The sequence below is a fragment of the Microbacterium sp. LTA6 genome (assembly GCF_045690355.1).
GTDB lineage: Bacteria > Actinomycetota > Actinomycetes > Actinomycetales > Microbacteriaceae > Microbacterium.
The window spans coordinates 3011923-3036268 of record NZ_CP147855.1 but is presented as its reverse complement, the minus strand read 5'-3'; the positions used below and the strand labels follow the sequence as shown (position 1 = coordinate 3036268).

23 protein-coding genes and 2 tRNA genes are annotated in these 24346 nt (G+C 66.0%); 4 read left to right on the top strand and 21 right to left on the bottom strand.

Annotation, left to right across the window (positions count from 1 at the left end):
• Positions 1–26: 26 nt before the first annotated feature.
• Together LTA6_RS14385 and clpX are read right to left on the bottom strand one after the other, a co-directional pair.
• Complete coding sequence (locus LTA6_RS14385; RefSeq protein WP_341974427.1) at positions 27–740, bottom strand: peptidase E; 714 nt, start codon at positions 738–740, stop codon at positions 27–29.
• The gene (clpX, locus tag LTA6_RS14380) at positions 737–2005 is read right to left on the bottom strand and encodes an ATP-dependent Clp protease ATP-binding subunit ClpX (RefSeq protein WP_341974426.1); all 1269 of its coding nucleotides are present in this window, start codon (positions 2003–2005) and stop codon (positions 737–739) included. The genes LTA6_RS14385 and clpX overlap by 4 nt, the downstream gene beginning before the upstream one ends.
• A 245-nt stretch (positions 2006–2250) precedes the next feature.
• On the opposite strand from clpX, the gene LTA6_RS14375 reads away from it, so the two are divergent.
• Together LTA6_RS14375 and LTA6_RS14370 are read left to right on the top strand one after the other, a co-directional pair.
• Complete coding sequence (locus LTA6_RS14375; RefSeq protein WP_341974425.1) at positions 2251–2862, top strand: hypothetical protein; 612 nt, start codon at positions 2251–2253, stop codon at positions 2860–2862.
• Complete coding sequence (locus LTA6_RS14370; RefSeq protein ID WP_341974424.1) at positions 2862–3455, top strand: sigma-70 family RNA polymerase sigma factor; 594 nt, start codon at positions 2862–2864, stop codon at positions 3453–3455. The genes LTA6_RS14375 and LTA6_RS14370 overlap by 1 nt, the downstream gene beginning before the upstream one ends.
• Positions 3456–3527: 72 nt before the next feature.
• Here LTA6_RS14370 and LTA6_RS14365 read toward each other — a convergent pair whose 3' ends face one another.
• The 9 genes from LTA6_RS14365 to LTA6_RS14325 all read right to left on the bottom strand — a co-directional run bounded on the left by LTA6_RS14365 (position 3528) and on the right by LTA6_RS14325 (position 11450).
• A complete protein-coding gene (locus LTA6_RS14365) occupies positions 3528–4379 on the bottom strand; it encodes an aldehyde dehydrogenase family protein (RefSeq protein WP_407358156.1) in 852 nt (283 codons plus the stop codon).
• Entirely contained in the window at positions 4376–5818 is a 1443-nt protein-coding gene (locus LTA6_RS14360; RefSeq protein WP_407358155.1) for an aldehyde dehydrogenase family protein, read from the bottom strand. Before LTA6_RS14360 ends, LTA6_RS14365 begins: the two co-directional genes overlap by 4 nt.
• Before the next feature lie 10 nt (positions 5819–5828).
• On the bottom strand, positions 5829–6830 hold the full coding sequence (gene deoC, locus LTA6_RS14355; protein WP_407358154.1) for a deoxyribose-phosphate aldolase: 1002 nt from the start codon (positions 6828–6830) through the stop codon (positions 5829–5831).
• Positions 6827–7762 (bottom strand): sugar-binding transcriptional regulator, encoded by a 936-nt coding sequence (locus tag LTA6_RS14350; RefSeq protein WP_341974420.1) that lies wholly within the window; start codon positions 7760–7762, stop codon positions 6827–6829. The genes deoC and LTA6_RS14350 overlap by 4 nt, the downstream gene beginning before the upstream one ends.
• A 183-nt stretch (positions 7763–7945) precedes the next feature.
• On the bottom strand, positions 7946–8587 hold the full coding sequence (locus LTA6_RS14345) for an ATP-dependent Clp protease proteolytic subunit (RefSeq protein WP_341974419.1): 642 nt from the start codon (positions 8585–8587) through the stop codon (positions 7946–7948).
• A gap of 19 nt (positions 8588–8606) precedes the next feature.
• A complete protein-coding gene (locus LTA6_RS14340; protein WP_341974418.1) occupies positions 8607–9203 on the bottom strand; it encodes an ATP-dependent Clp protease proteolytic subunit in 597 nt (198 codons plus the stop codon).
• Positions 9204–9284: 81 nt separating this feature from the next.
• A complete protein-coding gene (locus LTA6_RS14335) occupies positions 9285–9767 on the bottom strand; it encodes a tetratricopeptide repeat protein (protein ID WP_407358153.1) in 483 nt (160 codons plus the stop codon).
• A gap of 70 nt (positions 9768–9837) precedes the next feature.
• Complete coding sequence (gene tig, locus LTA6_RS14330; RefSeq protein WP_363547342.1) at positions 9838–11313, bottom strand: trigger factor; 1476 nt, start codon at positions 11311–11313, stop codon at positions 9838–9840.
• 63 nt (positions 11314–11376) lie between these two features.
• Positions 11377–11450: transfer RNA gene (locus LTA6_RS14325), tRNA-Pro, on the bottom strand.
• Positions 11451–11557: 107 nt separating this feature from the next.
• Here LTA6_RS14325 and LTA6_RS14320 point away from each other — a divergent pair.
• Positions 11558–11628 (top strand) — tRNA-Gly (locus tag LTA6_RS14320).
• 103 nt (positions 11629–11731) lie between these two features.
• Entirely contained in the window at positions 11732–12925 is a 1194-nt protein-coding gene (locus LTA6_RS14315; RefSeq protein WP_407358152.1) for a hypothetical protein, read from the top strand.
• A 60-nt stretch (positions 12926–12985) separates the two neighbouring features.
• Here the strand turns inward: LTA6_RS14315 and LTA6_RS14310 are convergent, their stop codons facing one another.
• From LTA6_RS14310 to uvrA, 10 genes are all read right to left on the bottom strand, one after another.
• Complete coding sequence (locus LTA6_RS14310; protein ID WP_102192665.1) at positions 12986–13339, bottom strand: RNA polymerase-binding protein RbpA; 354 nt, start codon at positions 13337–13339, stop codon at positions 12986–12988.
• Complete coding sequence (gene secG, locus LTA6_RS14305) at positions 13339–13587, bottom strand: preprotein translocase subunit SecG (protein WP_102192666.1); 249 nt, start codon at positions 13585–13587, stop codon at positions 13339–13341. Before secG ends, LTA6_RS14310 begins: the two co-directional genes overlap by 1 nt.
• Positions 13588–13668: 81 nt before the next feature.
• Positions 13669–14460, bottom strand: coding sequence for a triose-phosphate isomerase (gene tpiA, locus LTA6_RS14300; protein WP_341974414.1), 792 nt, complete (start codon positions 14458–14460; stop codon positions 13669–13671).
• On the bottom strand, positions 14451–15665 hold the full coding sequence (locus LTA6_RS14295) for a phosphoglycerate kinase (protein ID WP_407358151.1): 1215 nt from the start codon (positions 15663–15665) through the stop codon (positions 14451–14453). Before LTA6_RS14295 ends, tpiA begins: the two co-directional genes overlap by 10 nt.
• Positions 15666–15672: 7 nt before the next feature.
• Positions 15673–16683, bottom strand: coding sequence for a type I glyceraldehyde-3-phosphate dehydrogenase (gene gap, locus LTA6_RS14290; RefSeq protein ID WP_407358150.1), 1011 nt, complete (start codon positions 16681–16683; stop codon positions 15673–15675).
• A gap of 103 nt (positions 16684–16786) precedes the next feature.
• A complete protein-coding gene (locus tag LTA6_RS14285) occupies positions 16787–17413 on the bottom strand; it encodes a superoxide dismutase (protein ID WP_341974411.1) in 627 nt (208 codons plus the stop codon).
• Positions 17414–17555: 142 nt separating this feature from the next.
• A complete protein-coding gene (whiA, locus tag LTA6_RS14280) occupies positions 17556–18533 on the bottom strand; it encodes a DNA-binding protein WhiA (RefSeq protein WP_341974410.1) in 978 nt (325 codons plus the stop codon).
• 68 nt (positions 18534–18601) lie between these two features.
• Complete coding sequence (rapZ, locus tag LTA6_RS14275) at positions 18602–19474, bottom strand: RNase adapter RapZ (RefSeq protein ID WP_341974409.1); 873 nt, start codon at positions 19472–19474, stop codon at positions 18602–18604.
• A 28-nt stretch (positions 19475–19502) separates the two neighbouring features.
• Positions 19503–21398, bottom strand: coding sequence for an excinuclease ABC subunit UvrC (gene uvrC / locus LTA6_RS14270; protein ID WP_407358149.1), 1896 nt, complete (start codon positions 21396–21398; stop codon positions 19503–19505).
• Complete coding sequence (gene uvrA / locus LTA6_RS14265) at positions 21398–24286, bottom strand: excinuclease ABC subunit UvrA (protein WP_407358148.1); 2889 nt, start codon at positions 24284–24286, stop codon at positions 21398–21400. Before uvrA ends, uvrC begins: the two co-directional genes overlap by 1 nt.
• Positions 24287–24346: the final 60 nt, after the last annotated feature.

Genomic DNA, 24346 nt, shown 5'->3' with positions numbered 1-24346 from the left:
TCGAGCCCGGAATCAGAATGGGCGGGTCAGGAAGGGTTCTGGAGCACCCGCACTGGAATGGCGTGCTCGATCGCCTCGTCACCGGCACGTTCGACACGGAACACCGGCTGGCCGGGACGCTCCGCGATCGCCTCGTGCAGCGACCCGTCGCGCATGACGATCGCGGCATAGTCGTCGACCGCGTAGCCGTCGGGCAGCGCGCCCGTCGCGACCCAGCTCAGATACTTCTCCCGCCGATCGGGCTCGCCGAGGTAATGCGGGCAGGCGCTGCCCTTCACGAATCCGAGACCGTCCGCCAGCGGGGCGAGCGGACCGAATGAGTCCGTCGACGACGCCTCGAACCAGCAGTTCATTCCTGCGCTGATTCCCGCGAGCACCGTGCCGTTGCTCGCCGCCTCACGCAGGATCTCCGTCAGCCCGTGCAGGCGCCACAGCGCGAGGAGGTTCGCTGTCGAACCGCCGCCGACGTAGACCAGATCCTGGTCGAGCAGCATCCGGGGATCGGTGTAACCCCATGGATCCTGGCAGAACAACGAAAGCACGGATGTCTCGGCGCGTCCCGCGAAAGCGGCCTCGAAACGCCTACTGTACGAGTCGGAGTCTCCGCTGGCCGTCGGCACGAAGCAGACACGGGGTTTCGCCGCGCCGGTCAGCTCCAGAAGATAGTCGTCGATCAGCGATGTGCCGTCGTCTGACATCGAGAACCCGCCGCCTCCGAGGGCGACGACGGTTCCGTTCACGCGCTCTTGCGCTTACGCTCCATGATGATCGTCGGCGGTGCGCCCTCGTCGACGGCGGCCTTCGTGACGATCACCTTGGCGACGTCATCAGCCGACGGGATCTCGAACATGATCGGTCCGAGGACGTCTTCGAGGATCGCGCGGAGACCGCGGGCACCGGTCTTGCGATCGACGGCGAGATCGGCGATCGAGCGCAGCGCCTCCTCATCGAACTCGAGCTGCACGCCGTCCAACTCGAACATGCGCTGATACTGCTTCACCAGGGCGTTCCGCGGACCGGTGAGGATCTCCATCAGCGCGTCCTGATCCAGCGGCGACACGTTCGTGACGACGGGCAGGCGGCCGATGAACTCGGGGATGAGCCCGAACTTGTGCAGATCCTCCGGCAGCACCTCACTGAAGAGGTCGAGATCCTTGGTCTTGTCGTGCAGCGGGGCACCGAAGCCGATGCCGTGCTTGCCGACGCGAGCCGACACGATGTCCTCGAGCCCGGCGAAGGCGCCGGCGACGATGAACAGCACGTTGGTCGTGTCGATCTGCAGGAACTCCTGGTGCGGGTGCTTGCGTCCGCCCTGCGGCGGAACCGAGGCGACCGTGCCCTCGATGATCTTCAGCAGCGCCTGCTGCACACCCTCGCCGGACACGTCACGCGTGATCGACGGGTTCTCCGCTTTACGGGCGATCTTGTCGACCTCGTCGATGTAGATGATGCCCTGCTCAGCGCGCTTGACGTCGTAGTCGGCGGCCTGGATCAGCTTGAGCAGGATGTTCTCGACGTCTTCGCCGACGTATCCCGCTTCGGTGAGGGCGGTGGCGTCGGCGACGGCGAACGGCACGTTCAGCCGCTTCGCGAGTGTCTGCGCGAGGTACGTCTTGCCACAGCCCGTCGGTCCGATCAGCAGGATGTTGCTCTTCGCGATCTCGACCTCTTCGGCCTTCTGCTCGGCCGTCTGCAGAGTGCCGTGCGCGCGGACGCGCTTGTAGTGGTTGTAGACCGCTACCGCGAGTGCGCGCTTCGCCGGCTCCTGGCCGACGACATATTCCTCGAGGAACGCGAAGATCTCACGCGGCTTGGGCAGATCGAACTCGGCTGTGCCCTCGGCGGAGGATTCCGCCATCCGCTCCTCGATGATCTCGTTGCACAGCTCGACGCACTCGTCGCAGATGTACACACCGGGGCCAGCGATGAGCTGCTGCACCTGCTTCTGGCTCTTTCCGCAGAACGAGCACTTGAACAGGTCAGCGCTTTCACCGATACGGGCCATGCGCGTCCTCCTAGGGGGGATCCAGAGATCGTCATCTGAGCCTAACCGCTGCAAGGGACACTGGGCCGCATTGGCGCGGGGCCGCTCGCCGATGGCGAACGACCCACGCCGGGTCAGGCTCTGATCACACCTTGCTCCTCGTGAGATCGAACTTCACACCCGATCATTTAGTTGGATCGCGGATTGAGACGGTTTGGCTCGCTTCTGTCATGTCCTGTCTGAGGGATGATGACGAAGGAGCCATGATGAACGAACTGCTGCGGTCGGATCTCGCATCCGCCGACCCCGTCGCTGCGGGCGAGGACGCGAGACTCCACGATCTCGTGCGTCGAATGACCGTCGACACTCGGGAAGCATCAATCGCGGGAACCCTAACCCGCGCGCCCTGGTGGAAGCGCCGCCGCACGATGATTCCCCTCGGCATCGCCGGAGCCATAGCTCTGACCGGAGCCGCGGTGATGATTCCACTCGGCATCGCGGTGAACGGTACGCCGGTCGAGATGGATGTGGAGATCCCGATCCTCTACACGACGGACACCGGCGTCGACGTGAGCTGCCGTTACGGCATCTACTTCGGTGACCCGGCCACTCGAAGCGCCGCCGACGAGCGGCTCGCGGAGTTCGCCCAGAACCACGACTGGACCGGAATCGGTCAGCGTGTGTACGAGGAAGCGATCGCGAACCCGTTCGCCCCCGGCCCCAACGACGTCTGGGAGACCGACACGCAGGAACTCCGCGACAGGCACTCCTTCAACCTCGCAATAGGGGGTGTCCTCTATGGAGAGATTCCCGCTGAGCTGCGGGCAGAAGGTCAACAAGTGGGCGGAACCATGGACTGCACGGGACAGCTGCGCTGATGGTCCGTGCTCCCGTTCCCCAGGAACTTCACGACTGGATCGCGATCGTCGTGGATGAGAACGCTGACGGCCTTCTCCGCTACTTCAGACGACGGGTCAACTTACCCGAAGATGCCGCAGACCTTCTCGGACTGGTCCTGCTGGCGCTCTGGGAGAGCGGCACGAAGGTCCCATCGAGCGACACGGACGCACGGATGTGGTGCTTCGGGATTGCGCGCAACGTTCTCCGCGAACACTATAGGAGTGCTGCCAAACGCCTCGCCCTCGCCGACGAGCTACGAGATCACCTCCGCGTCTCTCCACTGCACGACAACGCGGCAGATTCGGTCGTTGAGGCGAACATGCGCGCGGAGACAGCCAGAAACGCAATCAAGGCGCTCAACAAGCGATCACGGGAACTCGTGATGCTGATCCACTGGGATGGATTCAGCATCGCCGAGGCAGCACGGCTCCTTTCGATCAATGATTCGACTGCACGCACAAGATACGCACGCGCTCTTCAGCGACTCAAACGGGACCTGAGCGAGCATCCGCTCCACGATGAAGCCGCTGGGGCCCGTTCGCAACCGAGTCCAGCCACCGGCGCGCGATGAAGTAGTGCCTACACATTTCTTGAGCGACACCTGAGCCCGGGTTCGATCCGCCGAATCCCGGGCTCACGCCGATCACACCATCGACTTCGTGTGCCACACCGTCTTGATCTCAGTGAAAGCCGAGATCCGCTCCGGTGAGGCGATGACCTCGCCCGGCGCGATCACGCGCTTCAGCGTGTCGGCCGCGGCGATCTGCAGGTCGACCCACTCGAGGTCCCCCGCTCCGGCGAGGTCGAGGGCGTTGACGTCCTGATGCGAGGCCAGCCACGGGGCCATCTCCGCGGGCGACCCGGTGAGGACGTTGACCACTCCCCCTGGGACGTCACTCGTCGCCAGCACCTCCGCGAGGCTGATCGCCGACAGCGGGAACCGTTCGCTCGCGATCACGACGATGGAGTTGCCTGCGACCAGCGCCGGGGCGACGACCGAGACGAAACCGAGCAGGGCGGAATCCTGCGGTGCGACGATCGCGACCACACCGGTCGGCTCCGGCACCGAGATGTTGAAGTACGGACCGGCGACCGGGTTGGCGTTGCCTGCGATCTGGGCGTACTTGTCGCACCAGCCGGCGTACCAGACCCAGAGGTCGATCGCTTCGTCGACCTGCGCTCCGGCGGCAGCCACGGAGATGCCCTCCTGCGCCACGATCTCGTCGACGAACTGCGCACGACGCCCTTCGAGCACTTCGGCGACGCGGTACAGCACCTGCCCGCGGTTGTACGCGGTCGCCCCGGACCACCCCTTCACGGCGGCGCGGGCGGCGACGACGGCATCCCGAGCATCCTTGCGCGAACCCTGCGCGGCGTTCGCCAGGAACGCGCCCTTCGCCGAGAGCACCTCGTAGGTGCGTCCCGATTCGCTTCGAGGGAAAGCGCCGCCGATGGCGAGCTTGTACGTCTTCGGCACGGTCAGTCGCTTGCTCATGCTGCAGCCCCCTTCAAGTAGGCGGTGAGTCCCTGACGTCCGCCTTCGCGGCCGTAACCGGACTCTTTGTAGCCGCCGAACGGGCTCGACGGATCGAAACGGTTGAACGTGTTCGCCCAGATGACACCAGCGCGCAGCCGGTCGGCGACGGCGAGGATACGGGAGCCCTTGTCGGACCAGATCCCGGCGGAGAGACCGTACGGCGTGTTGTTCGCCTTCGCGATGGCCTCGGCCGGCGTGCGGAAGGTGAGCACGGACAGCACCGGCCCGAACACCTCGTCGCGTGCGATGCGGTGCGAGGCCTCGACTCCGGTGAAGATCGTCGGCGCGAACCAGAACCCCTTCTCCGGAATGACACAGTCGGCGGTCCACCGCTCGGCGCCTTCGGCCTCGCCGATGTCGCTGAGTTCGCGGATGCGGGCGAGCTGGGCGGCCGAGTTGATCGCACCGATGTCGGTGTTCTTGTCCAGGGGGTCGCCGAGACGCAGAGTGGAAAGCCGGTTCTTCAGCCGGTCGATGACCTCGTCGTGGATCGACTCCTGCACGAGCAGGCGGCTGCCGGCGCAGCAGACGTGTCCCTGGTTGAAGAAGATGCCGTTGACGATGCCCTCGACGGCCTGGTCGATGGGGGCGTCGTCGAAGACGATGTTCGCAGCCTTGCCGCCGAGTTCCAGGGTGACCTTCTTCTTCGTACCGGCGACGGCGCGAGCGATGTCACGGCCGACGCCGGTGGAGCCGGTGAAGGCCACCTTGTCGACGTCAGGGTGCCGGACGAGGGATGCTCCGGTCGAGCCGGCACCGGTGATGATGTTCACCACACCGGCCGGGAGGTCGGCCTGCTGCAGGATCTCGGCGAAGATGAGTGCGGTCAGCGGCGTGGTCTCCGCCGGCTTCAGCACCACGGTGTTGCCGGCGGCGAGGGCCGGAGCCAGCTTCCACGCGAGCATCAGCAGCGGGAAGTTCCACGGGATGATCTGGCCGGCTACGCCCAGCGAGCGCGGATTCGCGCCGAGGCCGGCGTGATCGAGCTTGTCGGCCCAGCCCGCGTAGTAGAAGAACCAGGCGGCGACGAGCGGCACGTCGACGTCGCGACTCTCCTTGATCGGCTTGCCGTTGTCGAGGCTCTCCGCGACGGCGAGTTCACGCGCGCGCTCCTGCACGAGACGGGCGATGCGGAACAGGTACTTGCCCCGATCGCGACCACTCATCTTCGACCAGGTCTTCTCGTAGGCGCGTCGCGCTGCGGCGACGGCACGATCGACGTCCTCATCGCTCGCCGATGCGATCTCGGCGATGCGCGACTCATCGGCCGGCGAGATGGTGGAGAAGCTGGCGCCCGATCCGTCGACGAACTCGCCGTCGATGAACAGACCGTAGCTGTCCTTGAGGTTCAGGAGCGCCTTCGATTCCGGCGCGGGAGCGTATTCCAGGAATGACATATGCGTTGTCCTAGTCGATCGTGACGTAGTCGGGGCCCGAGTAGTGGCCGGTGGTGAGCTTCTGGCGCTGCAGGAGAACGTCGTTCAGCAGGCTGGAGGCCCCGAAACGGAACAGGTGCGGCTGCAGCCATTCCTCGCCGACGGTCTCTGCGACGGTGACGAGGTACTTGATCGCATCCTTCGACGACCGGATGCCGCCAGCGGGCTTCACCCCGATCTTCTCGCCGGTCGCCTGGTGCCAGTCGCGGACAGTCTCCAGCATGAGCAGAGTGGTCGGCAGGGTGGCGGCAGGCTGCACCTTGCCCGTCGACGTCTTGATGAAGTCGCCCCCGGCCAGGATGCCGAGCCACGAGGCCCGCTTGATGTTGTCGTAGGTGTTGAGCTCACCCGTTTCCAGGATGACCTTCAGCGAGGCGTAGCTGCCGTCCTCGCGACGGCAGGCCTCCTTCACCCGGGCGATCTGGTCGAACACGAGACCGTACCGTCCGGAGAGGAACGCACCGCGATCGATCACCATGTCGATCTCGTCGGCACCCGCGGCGACTGCATCCGCCGTGTCCGCCAGTTTGATCTCGAGGGAGGAGCGTCCGCTCGGGAACGCGGTGGCGACAGCGGCGACCGAGATCAGTCCGTCGTCCGGGTCGCCGTGCATGCCGCCGAGGGCGGCGACCGCGTCGCCGACCATGTCGCCGTATACGCAGACGGCCGCGACCTTCGGGCACGACGGATCGGCGGCATCCGGGTTCTTCGCCTTGGCGACGAGCGAGCGCACCTTGCCAGGCGTGTCCGATCCCTCCAGCGTGGTCAGGTCGATCAGCTTGATGATCGTGTCCAGCGCCCATGCCTTCGACGTCGTCTTGATCGAACGGGTGCCGAGTCCGGCAGCTCGCTGCTCGAGACCTACCGCATCCACTCCGGGGAGCCCGTGCAGGAACCGCCGCAGCGTCGCATCATCGGGCTCACCGCCCAGCACGTCCACCGCTGTTCTGCGGCTCAATTCCTTGGTCGTCACTGTTCCTCCAACAATGCTCGGGCTGTGGTCTCATCGGTCACCAGAACGCTGCATAGGCCGCTGCTGACGACTGTACGCGCGATGTCATGTTTTGCGGGGCCTGCGGTGACGAAGATCGCCGTCTTCGCCGTTCGCAGGCGAGCGAGCCCGACACCGACAGTGCGGGCATCCAGCTGCGGGTCCACGATGTTGCCGTCGGCATCGACGTAGCGCCCGAGGACGTCACCCACGGCACCGCGCCTGGCGAGCTCCTCGACGTCCTGAACGCTGAGGTAGCCGTTCTCGACGTGGGCGGAGCTGGCGTCGCAGGGACCGGCGGTGAACAGGAATGCCTGCGCCTGGGTGGCCTCTTCGAGAACAGCCGCGACGGTGCGATCGGCCTCGATCGCCAGCTTCGTCTCCACCCGCTCCAGAATGGCGGGGCTCGGCAGCAGGGAGACGTGCCCGGATGCACGTTGTGCGATCATCCCGGCGAGGCCAGCAGCTCCGCCGGAGCGGCGGTTCAGGCTCACTCCGCCATTGAGCTGGACCACGGTCACGCCGTGCGCCCAGCCGTCGGTGAGCGCCTCGGCGACCGCGCGGAGCGTGCGTCCCCAGCTCACGCCAAGGGTGCGCGGCACCGGGCGAAGCGTCGTCAGGAAGTCGGCTGCCGCCTGGGCGACCCGATCGAGGGTGCTCTCCTCACCGGAAGGCGACGGCACGACGACCGCTTCGGCGAGGCCGAATCGCTCGACCAGCGCGCGCTCGAGTCCGAGCCGACGAGCCCGAGGATGCACGATCTCGATGCGGACGATGCCGCGTTCGCGCGCTTGCGTGAGCAGCCGGCCGACCTTCCACCGGGAGATCTTGAGCAGGGCGCCGATCTCGTCCTGAGTCTTGTCCTCGTCGTACGAGAGTTCAGCGACCCTGACCATGAGCAATTCGTCGTCCACGGCATCCTCCTTCGTCTCCAGCGTAAGCCGTCAACCCCATCCGCGCACTCCGGTGCTCAGATGAGCAGGCGGTTCACGACCGACGCGCATTCGCGCTCCTCCGAGACACCGGCGCGGTACCGGTTCCTCGGGGTGCGCAAAAGGGCGGTCCGGAAACCCGGGCCGCCCTCTCTTGCCGAGATGCTACGCGCGCTTGCGCGTGGTGAGCACCTGGTCGACGATTCCGTACTCGAGCGCCTGAGCGGCCGAGAGGATGTTGTCGCGGTCGATGTCGCGGTTGACCTGCTCGACGGGCTTACCCGTGTGCGAGGCCATCGTCTCCTCGAGCCACGTGCGCATGCGGAGAATCTCCGCGGCCTGGATCTCGATGTCGGACGCCTGGCCCTGACCTGCCTCGCCCATCGCGGGCTGGTGGATCAGCACGCGGGCGTTCGGCAGCGCGAGACGCTTGCCGGGAGCACCGGCCGCGAGCAGCACAGCCGCAGCCGACGCCGCCTGGCCGAGCACGACCGTCTGGATCTGCGGCGCGACGTACTGCATCGTGTCGTAGATCGCGGTCATCGCGGTGAAGGAGCCACCGGGCGAGTTGATGTACATCGTGATGTCGCGCTCGGCGTCCTGGCTCTCCAGGACGAGGAGCTGTGCCATCACGTCGTCGGCGGATGCGTCGTCGACCTGCACGCCCAGGAAGATCACGCGATCTTCGAAGAGCTTGTTGTACGGGTCCTGGCGCTTGAAGCCGTAGGCCGTGCGCTCTTCGAACTGCGGGAGAACGTAGCGGCTGGAGGGCAGGTTGCCTGCGGATTGGAAGGTCGGGGTGTACATGTGAGTCCTCTCGAATCCGTTATTCTGCGGCGTCCGCAGTGCCGCCGCCGCCGGTCACATCGCTCGCGTGCTCGCGGATGTGGTCGACGAAGCCGTACTCGAGGGCCTCGTCCGCGGTGAACCAGCGGTCGCGGTCGCCGTCGGCGTTGATCTGATCGACCGACTTGCCGGTCTGCGATGCCGTGATCTCCGCGAGACGCTTCTTCATCGAGAGGATGAGCTGCGCCTGGGTCTGGATGTCGCTGGACGTACCGCCGAAGCCACCGTGCGGCTGGTGCAGCAGCACGCGCGCGTTCGGCGTGATGTAACGCTTGCCCTTGGTGCCGCTGGTGAGCAGCAGCTGACCCATGGAGGCCGCCATGCCGATTCCGACGGTGACGATGTCGTTCGGCACGAACTGCATCGTGTCGTAGATCGCCATGCCAGCGGTGATCGAGCCACCGGGCGAGTTGATGTAGAGGTAGATGTCCTTCTCTGAGTCTTCTGCGGCGAGAAGAAGGATCTTCGCGCAGATCTCATTGGCGTTCGAGTCGCGCACCTCTGAACCCAGCCAGATGATGCGGTCCTTCAGCAGCCTGTCGAAGACACTCGTCGCGACGAGGGGTTCTGCAGCCATGTCAGCTCCTGTTTCCGTGTTTCGGTGATTCGAATCTACCGGCGACAACGCAGCGCTCCGGCCGTGTTCGCCGTCGGCATATCAGCGTGGCGGGGCAGCGAGTTCCTTGGCATACGCCGCGACGGAACGCGTGTACAGCGGGAGGTGCGGAGCGAGAGTTTCGAGGGCAACGGCCGCAGCGGTATACGGATCGCCTTTCGATGCCAGCGTCAACGCGTAGAACGCGGCAGCCGCATCGGCCAGCGGGCCTCCTCGCTCGCGTTCCGCACGAAGCATCTCCAGCGCCTCTTCGATCCGCCCGAGATTGCGCAGCGTGCTGGCAAGCTGGATGGCGGCCTGAGCTCGGTGCTCATCGTCGAGCCCCGCGTCGAGGGCTTGCCGATACAGACCCTCCGCCTCCGCCTCGAGCCCCGCGGAGTCACGGGCACCGGCGCGTTCGAAGAGAGCGCGGGCGTCATGGTCCGGTCGCTGCTCGGCAAGCGCGTCGATCCGCTCGATACGTTGTGCGTCCGAGAGCGTCCGGTCGCTCCAGACGGCATCGATCTGTTCTTCCCAGTTCGTCATGCACTCCCCCTCGAATGAAAAAGGGGCGGATGCCGCAGCACCCGCCCCTTTCGTCACGATCGCGTGGCGATCACTCGGCCTTGTCGGCCGCCTTCTTGGCCGGAGCCTTCTTGGCGGCGGGCTTCTTCGCAGCGGGCTTGTCCGCAGCGGCTTCGGCAGCGTCTGCGTCATCGGCCGCCTTCTTCGCGGGGGCCTTCTTCGCAGCGGGCTTCTTGGCCGGAGCCTTCTTGGCCGGCTTCTCCTCGGCCTCAGCAGCATCCTGCTCGTCGTCGCCACCGATGAAGCCGGTGAGGTCGACAGGCTTGCCGTTGGTGTCGACGACCGTCACCTTGCCGAGCGCGACAGCGAGAGCCTTGTTGCGCGCGACCTCGCCGACGAGTGCCGGGAGCTGGTTCGAGGACTGCAGCGCCTCGACGAACTCCTGGGGCGCCATGCCGTACTGCGCAGCGGACTGGATCAGGTACTGGCTGAGCTCGTCCTGCGAGACCTGCACGTCGGCCTGCTCGGCGATCGTGTCGAGGAGCACCTGCGTGCGGAACTGCTTCTCGCTGGCCTCCGTCACCTCGGCGCGGTGCTCGTCGTCCTCGAGGCGGCCTTCGCCCTCGAGGTGGCTGTGCACCTCATCCTCGATGAGCTTCGGCGGAACCGGGATGTCGATCTGCTCGAGCAGCGTCTCGACGAGCTTGTCGCGCGCCGCGGACCCCTGGGCGAACACGCCCTGCTCGGCAACGCGCTCGGCGAGGCTCGCGCGGAGCTCGGCGATGGTGTCGAACTCGCTGGCGATCTGCGCGAAGTCGTCGTCAGCCTCAGGAAGCTCGCGCTCCTTGACGGCCTTGACGGTGACGGAGACCTCGGCCTCTGCACCGGCGTGGTCGCCACCGACGAGAGCGGAGCGGAAGGTGGTGTCCTCACCAGCGGTGAGCGACTCGATCGCGTCGTCGATGCCCTCGAGGAGCTCGCCCGAGCCGACCTCGTACGAGACACCCTCGGCGCGGTCGATCTCAGCGCCGTCGATCGCGGCGACGAGGTCGAGCTCGACGAAGTCGCCCTTGGCAGCGGGACGGTCGACCGGGATGAGCGTGCCGAAGCGGGCGCGCAGACGGTCGAGCTCCTCGTCGAGGGCCGCCTCGTCGGTCTCGACGGCGTCGACGGTCACCGTGATGCCGTCGTAGGAGGGCAGCTCGATGTCGGGGCGGACGTCCACCTCGATGTCGACGAGCAGGTCTCCGGAGAAGTCCTTCTCGTTCGGCCACTCGATGATCTCGGCGGCCGGGCGGCCGACCACGCGGAGCTTGTGCTCGGCGGTGGCGGCACGGAAGAACTGGTCGAGGCCCTCGTTGACGGCGTGCTCGATGACCGCGCCGCGACCGATGCGCTGGTCGATGATCGGAGCCGGGACCTTGCCCTTGCGGAAGCCGGGGATCTGGACATCCTGAGCGATGTGCTCGTACGCGTGAGCGATGCTCGGCTTGAGGTCGTCCGGTGTGACCGTGATGCTGAGCTTGACCCGGGTCGGGGTCAGCTTCTCGACGGTGCTGTTCGCCATGCTGGTTCGTTCTCCTTGTCATTTCCGCGCTGAATCGCGGCTGTGATGCCTGTGGAAGTCGTGTCGGGGCGACAGGAGTTGAACCTGCGACCTCCCGCTCCCAAAGCGGGCGCTCTACCAAGCTGAGCTACGCCCCGGGGAATCCGCACGCGGATTCAGCCCCATGAAGTCTAACGGACGAGAGCACCCGCGACAGTCCGCTATGATCGATGAGTCCGGTCAGTGTCCGTGAAGGATCTGATTCGGGGCTGTAGCTTAGTGGTAAAGCCTCTGTCTTCCAAACAGATGATGCGAGTTCGATTCTCGTCAGCCCCTCGTTCTCAGAAGGCCCCGCCAGTGGCGGGGCCTTCTGCATTCGCGCCTGATTAGACTCATGTCGACGATCGCACGGCGGTGCGGAGGCAGGAGACGAAACATCGTGAGTCACCCCTATCCGGCCGGCGGACACGCGCTCCCGGCACAGATGACCGGTCCGATCACGCCGCCGCCGGTTGTACCGCGCAAGAGGCGCACTGGCGCGGTCCTCGGCTCTCTCGGCGCCGTGGCGGCCGTCGCCACCATCGCCGCGGTGCAGCTCTCGTCCCACGCCGGATACGACGGTGCCGAAGCGGCGTACCAGGATTCCGTTTCCGCCGCCGCGACCACCGCGGAACAGCTCAGGGCAGAGGTCGGCGCTCTTCGGACGACGACGGATGCAGCGGCGCTCATTCTCGAGAACAACAGCGGCACCCTGCTCGATGCGAGCTCAACAGATGCACTCGGCGTCGCCGTGTCGGAAGGCCAGACGAAGGCATCCGCAGCAGACGACGCTCTCGCAGTCACCCTGCCGCAGACGGACGACAAGCCCTTCTGGTTCTGGGAGCTGTTCTCCGAGACGCAGCAGCTCGATGAAAATCGTGCGCGTGCTGACGAGCATGCCGAGGATCTCCAGGATCAAAGCGATGACGCCGTTGCCACCGCGACGACCGTGACCGAATCCGGCGTCGCCGCCCTGGTCTCGGCGGCAGACAGCGCCTCTGCGCTCGAAGCGGCGCACATCTCCGCCCGGAACCTTGACGTGATCGCTCTGCGCGACGCCGCCGAGGAGGTCTCCTATACGACCACGATCGACCAGGGCGCCGCTGACGCGTTCATCGCCCTGGAGTCGGCCGCCACGCAGATCGTCGCCTCAGAGCAGGCGGAGATCGCAGAGAAGGCCGGTCCGCTGCAGGGCACGCGTCTCGAAGTGGAGGCCTTCGCGCGAAGCCTGGCTCCCGGTGTGCTGCTCGAGTTCGACTGGGCTCAACTCGTCAACGGCTTCGGACTCGACGGCGGCATGGGCGGATACACGACCTGGTGGTACGACGATCCCGGCTACGCGACGATCGAGCTGTCCGACTCCGTGGCCGAGCAGTGGCCGTCCGCGATGAGTCAGGCACTCGTCGCGCACGAGGTCGGCCACGCCATCAGCGTGAAGTGCGCAGACATGTACGACGACTCCACTCAGGACAGCATCGAGAAGTGGGCGACCGGCTGGGCGATCAGCATGGGCTTCACCGATGATGCGAACGGAGTGTGGGCGTACGGCTATCCCCCGCAGTCGTACATCGACGCTGCCGCGGGCTGCCGCTGACCGCAGACGAAGAAACCGCCACGACTCGGTCGTGGCGGTTTCTTCTTCAGAGCGTGGTGGTCACTGACCCCGACGCTCGCGCAGCTGAGTGAGGGCGTCTTCCAGGAGCTGGACGGCTTCCTCATCGGTGCGACGTTCCTTCACATAAGCGAGGTGCGTCTTGTACGGCTCCGGCTTGGCGAGAGCCGGCGGGTTCTCCTTGTCCCGGCCAGCCGGGAGGCCCGACTGCGGGTGGTCGATGGTCTCGGGGATCTCCTCGTCCGGGAGGCCGGCGGCGAAGTAGCGGACCGTCTCGTTGCCGAGACCGTCCCAATACGACACTGCAATGCGGTCGGCATGATAGCCGTGGTCCTGCTCGCCCATCGGGCCAGAACCGACACGCGTGCCGCGAATGGCGTTACCACCGGTAGCCATCAGATCACCTCGAACTTCGTGATGAGCCCCAGCGCGACGATGGCGACGAACCACACCAGCGCCAGGACCACAGTGAAGCGATTGAGGTTCCGCTCCGCGAGACCGGACGAGCCGACCGCCGACGACATTCCCCCACCGAACATGTCGGACAGGCCGCCACCGCGGCCCTTGTGGAGGAGGATGAGGAGGGTCAGCAGGACGCTGGTGATACCCAGCACGACCTGCAGGACGAACTCGAGAATTGCCACGAAGAAGAGCCTTTCGCCAGGGCAGATTTGCCCTCGTAACGGTCAAGTATACGGTGTGACGGGGCCGCAGCCCCGTCACACTCACACGCCGACGTGCTTCTGGAAACGGATGATCGCTGCGAACTCATCGACGACGAGGCTCGCGCCGCCGACAAGGGCACCGTCCACATCAGGCTCACGCATGAAGCTGGCGATGTTGGCGGACTTCACCGAGCCGCCGTAGAGGACGCGGGTGCGAGCAGCCGCATCCTCCCCCAGAACCTTCGCGATCACGCCGCGCAGTGTCGCGCAGACGTCCTGCGCCTGCTGCGGCGTCGCCGCCTGACCCGAGCCGATGGCCCAGACCGGCTCGTACGCCACGACGATGTCAGCGTCCTTCGACACGCCCTGGAGCGCGACCTCGAGCTGACCGACCGGAACGGCACTTGCACCGAACTTCTCCAGGTCCTCCGCGGTCTCGCCGACGCAGATCACCGGCACGAGCGCGTGCTTCAGCGCGGCCTGCACCTTGGATGCGACGACCTCGTCCGACTCGGCGTGGTACTCACGACGCTCGGAGTGACCGATGATGACGTACTTCGCGTCGAGCTTGGCCAGGAACGCACCGGACACCTCACCGGTGTACGCACCGGAGTCATGTGCCGACAGATCCTGGGCGCCGAGCGCGAACGGGATCTTGTCCGCATCGATGAGCGTCTGCACGCTGCGGATGTCCGTGAAGGGCGGGAAGACCGCGACTTCGACCGAACCGTCCTCGTGCTTGGCATCCTTCAGCGTCCAGTGCAGCTTCTGCACGAACGCCACCGCCTGCAGATGATCGAGGTTCATCTTCCAGTTTCCCGCGATCAGCGGGGTACGAGCGCTTATGCCCATCCGAGCACCTCCAGGCCGGGTAGTTTCTTGCCCTCGAGGAATTCGAGGCTGGCGCCTCCACCCGTCGAGATGTGACCGAACTGGTCATCAGAGAAGCCGAGCTGCCGCACGGCGGCGGCCGAGTCTCCGCCGCCGACGACGCTGAGTCCGTCGACCTCGGTGAGCGCCTGTGCGACGGTCTTGGTCCCCGCGGCGAAGGCCGGGAACTCGAACACGCCCATCGGGCCGTTCCAGAACACCGTCTTCGAGGTGCGGATGACCTCGGCGAAGCGCGCAGCGGTCTCGGGGCCGATGTCGAGCCCGATCCCGGAAGCACCGAACGCGGTCTCCTCGATCGCGTCCGCCGCTGCGATCTCATGCGCGGCATCCGCCGAGAATGACGCCGCGACGACCACATCGGTCGGGAGCACGATCTCGACGCCGCGCTTCTCCGCCTCGGCGAGGTAGCCGCGGACGGTGTCGAGCTGGTCCTCTTCGAGGAGACTGGATGCGACGGCGTGTCCCTGCGCCTTGAGGAACGTGAACAGCATTCCGCCGCCGACGAGGATCCGGTCGACACGCGGAAGCAGATGCGAGATCACGCCGAGCTTGTCGCTGACCTTCGAGCCGCCCAGCACGACCGCGTACGGTCGCTCCGGCTTCTCGGTGAGACGGTCCAGGACGTCGAGTTCGGCTGCGATCAGGAGTCCCGCCGCCGAGGGCAGCAGTTCCGCGAGGTCGTAGACGCTCGCCTGCTTGCGATGCACGACGCCGAAACCGTCGGAGACCAGCACGTCACCGAGTTCTGCGAGCTGCGCGGCGAAGGCCTGACGCGTCGCGTCGTCCTTCGCCGTCTCACCCGCGTTGAAGCGCAGGTTCTCGATGACGACGACGCCGCCGTCCTCAAGGGACGTGACGGCATCGTGTGCCGACTCCCCCACCGTGTCGCGCGCGAACGCCACCGGCTTGCCGAGCAGCTCGGAGAGTCGCTGAGCGACCGGTTCGAGGCTGTACTGCGGGTCGGGCGCCCCGTCGGGGCGTCCGAGGTGGGAGCACACGATGACGCGTGCTCCGGCGTTGATGAGGGCGTTCAAGGTCGGCAGCGAAGCGCGCACACGACCATCGTCCGTGATGACCCCGTCCCGCAAGGGGACATTGAGGTCACAACGGACGATGACGCGCTTGCCTTCGAGCGAACCCAGAGAGTCCAGGGTGCGCAGAGTCATGTCGAGCTCAGAGACGCTCTGCGACGTACTCGGTCAGGTCGACGAGGCGGTTGGAGTAGCCCCACTCGTTGTCGTACCAGCTCGAGACCTTGACCAGGTTGCCGCTGACGTTGGTCAGCGTGGAGTCGAAGATCGACGAGTGCGCGTTGTGCACGATGTCGGTCGAGACGATGTCGTCGGCGTTGTACTGCAGGTAGCCGGCGAGGCGACCCTCGTCAGCGGCCTTCTTGTACGCGGCGTTGATCACGTCGACGGTGAGGTCTTCACGCTCGGTGATCAGCGTGAGGTCGACGATCGAGCCGACCGGAACCGGAACGCGGTACGACGAGCCGCTGAGCTTGCCGTTGAGCTCGGGCAGAACCGTTCCGATCGCCTTCGCGGCACCGGTGGACGCCGGGACGATGTTGATCGCCGCTGCGCGTGCACGGCGCAGGTCGCCGTGCGGGCCGTCCTGGAGGTTCTGGTCTGCCGTGTACGCGTGCGCCGTCATCATGAAGCCGCGGACGATACCGAACTCGTCGTTGAAGACCTTGGCGAGCGGGGCGAGGCAGTTGGTCGTGCACGAGGCGTTGGAGAGGATGTGGTCCGTCTCCGGGTTGTAGGTCTCCTCGTTCACGCCCATGACGATGGTGCGGTCGTCGCCGGTCGCGGGAGCGGAGATGAGAACCTTCTTCGCGCCGGCATCGATGTGCTTCTTGGCGAGGTCGGCCTTGGTGAAGAAACCGGTCGACTCGATGACGATGTCGACACCCAGTTCGCCCCAGGGGAGGTTGGCGGGGTCGCGCTCGGCGAACGCCTTGATGGTCTTGCCGTTGACGGTGATGCTCTCGTCGTCGTAGCTGATCTCTGCATCGAGGACACCCGCGGAGGAGTCGTACTTCAGCAGGTGTGCGAGGGTCTTGTTGTCGGTGAGGTCGTTGACTGCGACGATTTCGATGTCTGCGCCCTGCGCGAGAGCCGCGCGGAAGTAGTTGCGTCCGATGCGGCCGAAGCCGTTGATACCGATCTTGACAGACACTAAGGTCTCCTGATTTCTCGAGCGCTCGCGCGCGGTTTCAACTAGAGAAGCATGGACAACGGCGTCCCGACGGGCAGTTGGCCCATCGGGACGCCCGTCTTGCTTACGACAGTACCAGCAGGCCTGCAGTCTTCTCGCGGGCTGTTACGAAGCGCTGAGCGACGTTCTCCCAGTTGGCGATGTTCCACGCCGCCTTGACATAGTCGGCCTTCACATTGAGGTAGTCGAGGTAGAAAGCGTGCTCCCACATGTCGAGCTGGAAGATCGGCACGGTGCCCTGCGCAGCGTTGGACTGCTGGTCGAACAGCTGCTGGATGATCAGGCGCTGGCCGATCGAGTCCCAGCTGAGCACGGACCAGCCGGAGCCCTGGATGCCCATCGCGTTGGCGGTGAAGTGCGCCTGGAACTTCTCGAAGGATCCGAAGAACTCCTCGATCGCTGCCTTCAGCTCACCCTCGGGCTGTCCTCCGCCGTTCGGCGACAGGTTGGTCCAGAAGATGGAGTGGTTGACGTGGCCGCCGAGGTTGAACGCCAGGTCCTTCTCCAGCTTGTTGACGTTCGCAAGGTTGCCGCTCTCGCGAGCCTCGGCGAGCCCGTCGAGCGCCGCATTCGCGCCGGCGACGTAGGCCGCGTGGTGCTTGCCATGGTGGAGTTCCATGATCTTCCCGCTGATGTGCGGCTCAAGGGCTGCGAAGTCGTACGGGAGGTCGGGGAGCGTGTAGGTTGCCATATCGCTTTCATCCAATCCGCGCCGCGCCGCGGCGCGGCGCTTGCCGATCCTCCGCGCCACCGAAGTGCGGCGTGGAGCAGACGTTATTCATCCTAGTGACGAGAACGTCGGGGCGGACCGGATCCTTCCGGCTATGACGGGCTCAGACGTCGAGACCGGCGGGCACTGCGGCCTCGGTGCCGGGGATGCCCTCCTGCTGCGCCCGCTTGTCTGCGGTCGCGAGCAGACGACGGATGCGGCCGGCGACGGCGTCCTTGGTCAACGGCGGATCCGCGTGGTGGCCGAGTTCGTCGAGGCTCGCGTCACGGTGCGCGAGACGAAGCGCGCCGGCGAGACGCAGATGATCGGGCACGTCGTCGCCGAGGATCTCCAGTGCGCGCTCCACGCGCGCGCAGGCGGCGACAGCGGCCTGCGCCGAACGGCGGAGGTTCGCATCGTCGAAGTTCACCAGGCGGTTCACCCCGGCACGCACCTCACGGCGCTGACGGAGCTCCTCCCATGCGACGGCCGTCCGCTGGGCGCCCATCTCGTTGAGGATGGTGCGGATGGCCTCGCCCTCGCGGACGACGACGCGCGGCATCCCGCGGACCTCACGCGCCTTGGCGGCAACACCGAGCCGGTGGGCGGCGCCGACGAGTGCCATGGCGGCCTCCGACGACGGGCAGGCCACCTCGAGCATGGCGGAACGCCCGGGCTCGCTGAGGGTTCCCGCGGCGAGGAACGCGCCGCGCCAGAGGCCGGCGACCTCTTCGCGAGAACCGGTGGTGAGGCGGTTCGGCAGGCCGCGCACGGGGCGTCGGCGCTGGTCGAGGAGGCCGGTCTGCCTGGCGAGGGTCTCGCCTGCGGCGATGACGCGGACGGCCCAGCGTGCGCCCTCGTTGGCGGTGCTCGACTGCACCTGTGCGATCTCCGGACGCACGCCGTAGATCTCGGCGAGATCCCGGGCGACGCGGCGCGCGAGAGTCTCGGCATCCACCTCCGCCTCGACCGCGACACGACCCGCGATCGAATGCAGCCCACCGGCGAACCGGAGAATGGCGGTAACCTCCGCGACACGCACCGTGGGGGGTGCATTACGGATGCTGACCAGCTCAGCCTTGACGTCGGTGGTTAGTGCCACGAGACTCCTCATACGCTCACGCGCCGGATCGCGACGCAAACGACTAGCCTACTCGGCCGAACGCTCTGCTACTCGCGTCCGAGATCCCGATGACGGACGTTGACCGCCACTCCCGGGATCGCTTTGAGCCGGCGCGCCAGCTCTTCAGACATCGCCACGGAGCGGTGTTTGCCGCCGGTGCAGCCGATCGCGATCGTCGAATGGCTCTTGTTCTCGCGCTGATACCCCTCGAGAACCGGCGCGAGCGCGGCCGCGTAGGCATCGAGGAATTCCTCGGCTCCCTGCCGCGAGAGGACGTACTCCTTCACCTGCTCGTCCTGGCCCGTGAGTCCGCGGAGTTCTTCGTTCCAGAACGGATTCGGCAGGAAACGCATGTCGGCGACGAGGTCGACATCCGTCGGGAGTCCATATTTGAACCCGAAGCTGAGCAGGGTGACGCGATGCCTCGCCGCGCCCTCCTCGGAGAACATCTGAGAAACCTGCGTGGCCAGCTGATGGATGTTCAGATTCGACGTGTCGATGATCAGATCGGCGGCCTCGCGGATGGGGGCGAGCTTCGACCGCTCGATCCGGATGCCGTCGAGGAGCGTGCCGTCGCCCTGCAGCGGTTGCGGCCGCCGGACCGACTCGAATCTCCGGACCAGGACGTCGTCGGAGGCGTCGAGGAACAGCACCCTCACACTGCCTCGGGCACGAAGCGCCCTCGCCACGCCAGGGAAATCGTCGAACAGGTTGCGACCGCGCACATCGACGACGGCCGCGACCTTCGGGAGCGCGCCGCCACCCATGTCAGTGAGGTCGAGCAGCGGACGGAGGATCTGCGGCGGGAGGTTGTCGACGACGTACCAGCCCAGGTCCTCCAGCGCGTTGGCGACCGTCGTCCGGCCTGCGCCCGACATACCTGTGACGATGAGGAACTCGCCCTTGTCCTCGTCTGTCATGTTGCTCCTTCTCCCCGTCCTCTCAAGCCTAGCGAGTGGAGAGATGCGTATGGATGTTCTGGGCGAGCACGGGGCCGATACCCGGCGCTTCTTCGATCTCCCCCGGCTGCGCGGCGCGGAGTGCCGTGACCGAACCGAAGTGCTTGAGCAGGGTCTTGATCCGCGACGCACCGAGACCGGGGACCTCGGTGAGCACCGTCGAGATGTCGCGCTTGCGCTTCTTGCGCTGGTGGACGATCGCGAAGCGGTGCGCCTCATCGCGCAGTCGCTGCAGCAGGTACAGCGACTCGCTGGTGCGCGGCAGGATCACCGGGAAATCCTCCCCCGGCAGCCAGATCTCCTCGAGTCGCTTGGCGATGCCGCACACCGCGATCTCGGTATGACCGGCGTCACGAAGGGCTCGTGCGGCCGCCTCGACCTGCGGCTTCCCGCCGTCGACGAGCAGCAACTGAGGCGGGTACGCGAAGCGCGGCTTCCGCTTCGCCTGTGTTCCTGCGTCTGTCTCCTCGTCGAGGACGGCTTCTGAATCGGCCTGCAGGTCCGGCCGGTCCAGATACGCGAGACGGCGGCGGAGGACCTGGTACATCGAGTCGGTGTCGTCGGTCGTCTCAGGGATGTTGAACGAGCGGTACTGGTCTTTTCGTGGAAGCCCGTCTTCGAATACGACCATCGAGGCGACGACGTTGGTGCCGCCGAGATGGGAGATGTCGAAGCACTCGATCCGCAGCGGTGCCTCTTCGAGTTCCAGCGCCTCCTGCAGATCGGTGAGCGCCTGAGTGCGGGCGAGGTAGTCGCTGGTGCGGCGCGTCTTGTGCCTGATCAGGGCCTGCTGCGCGTTCAGCGTCGCGTTGCGCATCAGGTCTGCCCGTTGCCCCCGCTGAGCGACGGTGATCTCGATCTTCTTTCCTCGTCGTTCGCGCAGCCACAACTCCAGTTCGACCACGTCGTCGGGAAGTGTCGGCACGAGGATGCGGCGCGGCACATCCTCGGCTTCGCCGTAGGCGCGTTGCAGCACCTGGTCGACGAGCTCACCGGTGGTGATGTCGATCTCCTTCTCGATCGTCATCGCCCGCACGCCGCGCACGCGCCCGCCGCGGATCACGAACTGCTGCACCGCCGCGGCCAGCTCGTCCTCGGCGATACCGAAGAGATCCGCGTCTTCGTCGGCGGCGAGCACCAGTGCACTCTTGCCGAGCACCGCCTCGATCGCCGAGAGCTTGTCTCGGAACTTCGCGGCCGCTTCGTAATCCATCGCCGCGGATGCCGCCAGCATCCGCTTCGTGAGCTCCTTGGTGAAGCGCTCATCGCCACCGGCCATGAAGGCGACGAAATCGTCGACCATCGCACGGTGCTCTTCGACCGTCACCGTCATCGAGCAGGGGCCGCCGCATTTGCCGATCTGGCCGGGAAAGCAGGGCCGTCCGGTCTGCATGGCGCGCTTGTAACTGGCGTCGCTGCAGGTGCGGATCGGGAAGGCCTTGACCATCAGGTCGATGGTGTCGTGCACCGCCCACACCTTCGGGTAGGGCCCGAAGTACTTCGCCCCAGGAATGCGATGGTTGCGGGTCACGATCACCCGGGGCGCCTCGTCGCCGAGCGTCACCGCCATGAACGGATAGGACTTGTCGTCCTTGTAACGCACGTTGAACGGCGGATCGAACTCCTTGATCCACATGTACTCCAGCTGCAGCGAGTCGACGTCGGTGGGCACCACCGTCCATTCGACGGATGCTGCCGTCGTGACCATCCGGCGGGTGCGTTCGTGCAGCGTGCGCAGCGGAGCGAAGTAGTTCGACAACCGCTGGCGGAGGTTCTTCGCCTTGCCGACGTAGAGAACTCGGCCCTCGGCGTCGCGGAAGCGATACACGCCGGGGTCGGTGGGAATCTCCCCCGCCCGCGGCTTGTAGGGCAGGACATCGGCCATCAGCTGGCCTTCCGCGCCGAGCGCCCTTCCCCGAGGATTTCCGCGAGGAACTGCCCGGTGTGGCTCTGCTCGGCGCGAGCGATCTGTTCCGGAGTGCCGGTCGCGATGATCTCGCCGCCACCGGAGCCGCCCTCCGGTCCGAGATCGATCACCCAATCCGCGGACTTGATCACGTCGAGGTTGTGTTCGATGACGATGACCGTGTTGCCCTTGTCCACCAGGCCGTTGAGCACCTCGAGGAGTTTGCGGACGTCTTCGAAGTGCAGACCGGTCGTCGGCTCATCGAGCACGTAGATGCTGCGGCCGTTGCTGCGGCGCTGGAGCTCGGTCGCCAGCTTCACGCGCTGAGCCTCGCCGCCGGAGAGGGTCGTCGCAGACTGACCGAGGCGCACGTAACCGAGTCCGACGTCGACGAGCGTCTTCATGTACCGGTGGATCGCCTGGATCGGCTCGAAGAAGTCCGCTGCCTCTTCGATCGGCATCTCGAGAACCTCGGCGATGTTCTTGCCCTTGTAGTGCACGGCGAGGGTGTCGCGGTTGTAGCGCTTGCCGTGGCAGACCTCGCAGTCGACATAGACGTCCGGCAGGAAGTTCATCTCGATCTTGATCGTGCCGTCGCCGGAGCACGCCTCGCAGCGTCCGCCCTTGACGTTGAAGCTGAAGCGCCCCGGCTGGTAGCCGCGGACCTTGGCTTCGGGGGTCTCGCTGAAGAGGGTGCGGATGCGATCGAACACGCCCGTGTAGGTCGCCGGATTCGATCGGGGGGTGCGTCCGATCGGTGCCTGGTCGACGTGAACGACCTTGTCGAGGTTGTCGAGCCCGGTCACCCTCGTGTGCTTGCCCGGCACGGTGCGCGCTCCGTTCAGGCGCGACGCGAGCACCTGGTACAGGATGTCGTTCACGAGCGAAGACTTGCCGGAACCACTCACGCCGGTGACAGCGGTGAGCACGCCGAGCGGGAAGTCCGCCGTGACGTTCTTCAGGTTGTTCGCCTTGGCACCGACGACGCTCAGCAGCCGCTTCTTGTCGATCTTGCGCCGCTTCTTCGGCATCGGGATCTCACGGCGACCGGAGAGGTAGTCCCCCGTCATCGAGTTCTTGTCGCTCAGCAGCGCCGAGTAGGGACCGGAATGGACCACTTCACCGCCGTTGACACCGGCTCCTGGACCGATGTCGACGACCCAGTCGGCCGCCTCGATGGTCTCTTCGTCATGCTCGACGACGATGAGAGTGTTGCCGAGATCGCGGAGCTTGATCAGCGTGTCGATGAGGCGGCGGTTGTCGCGCTGGTGCAGGCCGATCGAGGGTTCGTCGAGGACGTAGAGCACGCCCGTGAGGCCGGAGCCGATCTGCGTCGCCAGGCGGATGCGCTGCGCCTCACCGCCGGAGAGCGAGCCGGCGGAGCGACTGAGGTTGAGGTATGACAGTCCGACCTGCAGCAGGAAGTCGAGCCGCAGCCGGATCTCGCGGAGCACCTGGGCCGCGATCTTCGCCTCGCGGTCGGTGAGCACGAGCTTCTCCATGAAGCCGCGTGCGTCTGCGAGGCTCAGGTGCGAGACCTCGGCGATGGAGTGTCCGTGCACCTGAACGGCGAGCACCTCGGGCTTGAGGCGGTTGCCCTGACAGACCGGGCAGGGCACCTCGCGGAGGTACTCCCCCCAGCGGTTGCGCTGGTTATCGGATTCCGCCTGCAGGTACTGCCGTTCGATATAGGGGACGACGCCCTCGAAGCCCGAGGCGTAGCGCATCTCCCTCCCGTAGCGGTTCTTCCACTTGACGGTGACCTTGTAGTTCTCGCCGCGCAGGATCGCTTCTTGCACGTCGGAGTGCAGCTTGCGCCAGGGGGTGTCCAACGAGAAATCGAGGTCACGGGAGAGACCCTCGAGCAGCCGCTCGTAGTACTGGAAGAGGCCCTTGCCCTGGGTCGTCCAGGGAATGATGACGCCTTCGCGGATGGAGAGGTCCTCGTCGCCGAGCATGAGGTCGACGTCGACCGACATCCGGGTGCCGAGACCGGAGCAGGACGGGCACGCACCGAACGGCGCGTTGAACGAGAAGGTGCGGGGCTCGATCTCGGTGAGGGTGAGCGCGTGACCGTTGGGGCACGCCAGCTTCTCGGAGAAAGTCTGCCAGGCGTCGTCCCCCTCGCCGTCGACGAAGTTGACCTGCACGACGCCTCCGGCGAGTCCGAGTGCGGTCTCGACCGAGTCGGTGACGCGGCCGAGGATGTCATCGGATGCCACGAGCCGGTCGACGACCACGGCGATGTCGTGCTTGTAGCTCTTCTTCAGCGTCGGCGGTTCGGCGAGCTGGATGAGTTCGCCGTCGACGATCGCCCGCGAGTAGCCCTTCGCGCCGAGCTCGCGGAACAGGTCAACGAACTCGCCCTTCTTCTGCGAGACGACCGGGGCGACGATCTGGTACCGGGTGCGCTCGGGAAGTTCCATGAGCTGATCCGCGATCTGCTGCACGGTCTGACGCTGGATCTTCTCACCGCACTCCGGGCAGTGCGGAATGCCGATACGCGCCCAGAGCAGTCGCATGTAGTCATAGATCTCGGTGATCGTGCCGACCGTCGAGCGCGGGTTGCGGTTGGTGGATTTCTGGTCGATCGACACGGCGGGGCTCAGGCCCTCGATGAAATCGACGTCTGGCCGATCGACCTGGCCGAGGAACTGGCGCGCGTACGCGCTCAGCGATTCGACGTACCGGCGCTGCCCTTCGGCGAAGATCGTGTCGAATGCGAGGCTGGACTTGCCGGAGCCGGACAGCCCGGTGAACACGACCAGCGAGTCGCGAGGGATGTCGATGTCGACGTTCTTGAGGTTGTGGACGCGGGCACCGCGAACACTGAGTTTTCCTGGGGTGACAACGGGGACAATAGGCACCGATCAAGTCTACGAGGGGCCACCGACATTGGCTCCGGCGGACAATCGAGTTCGCGACCA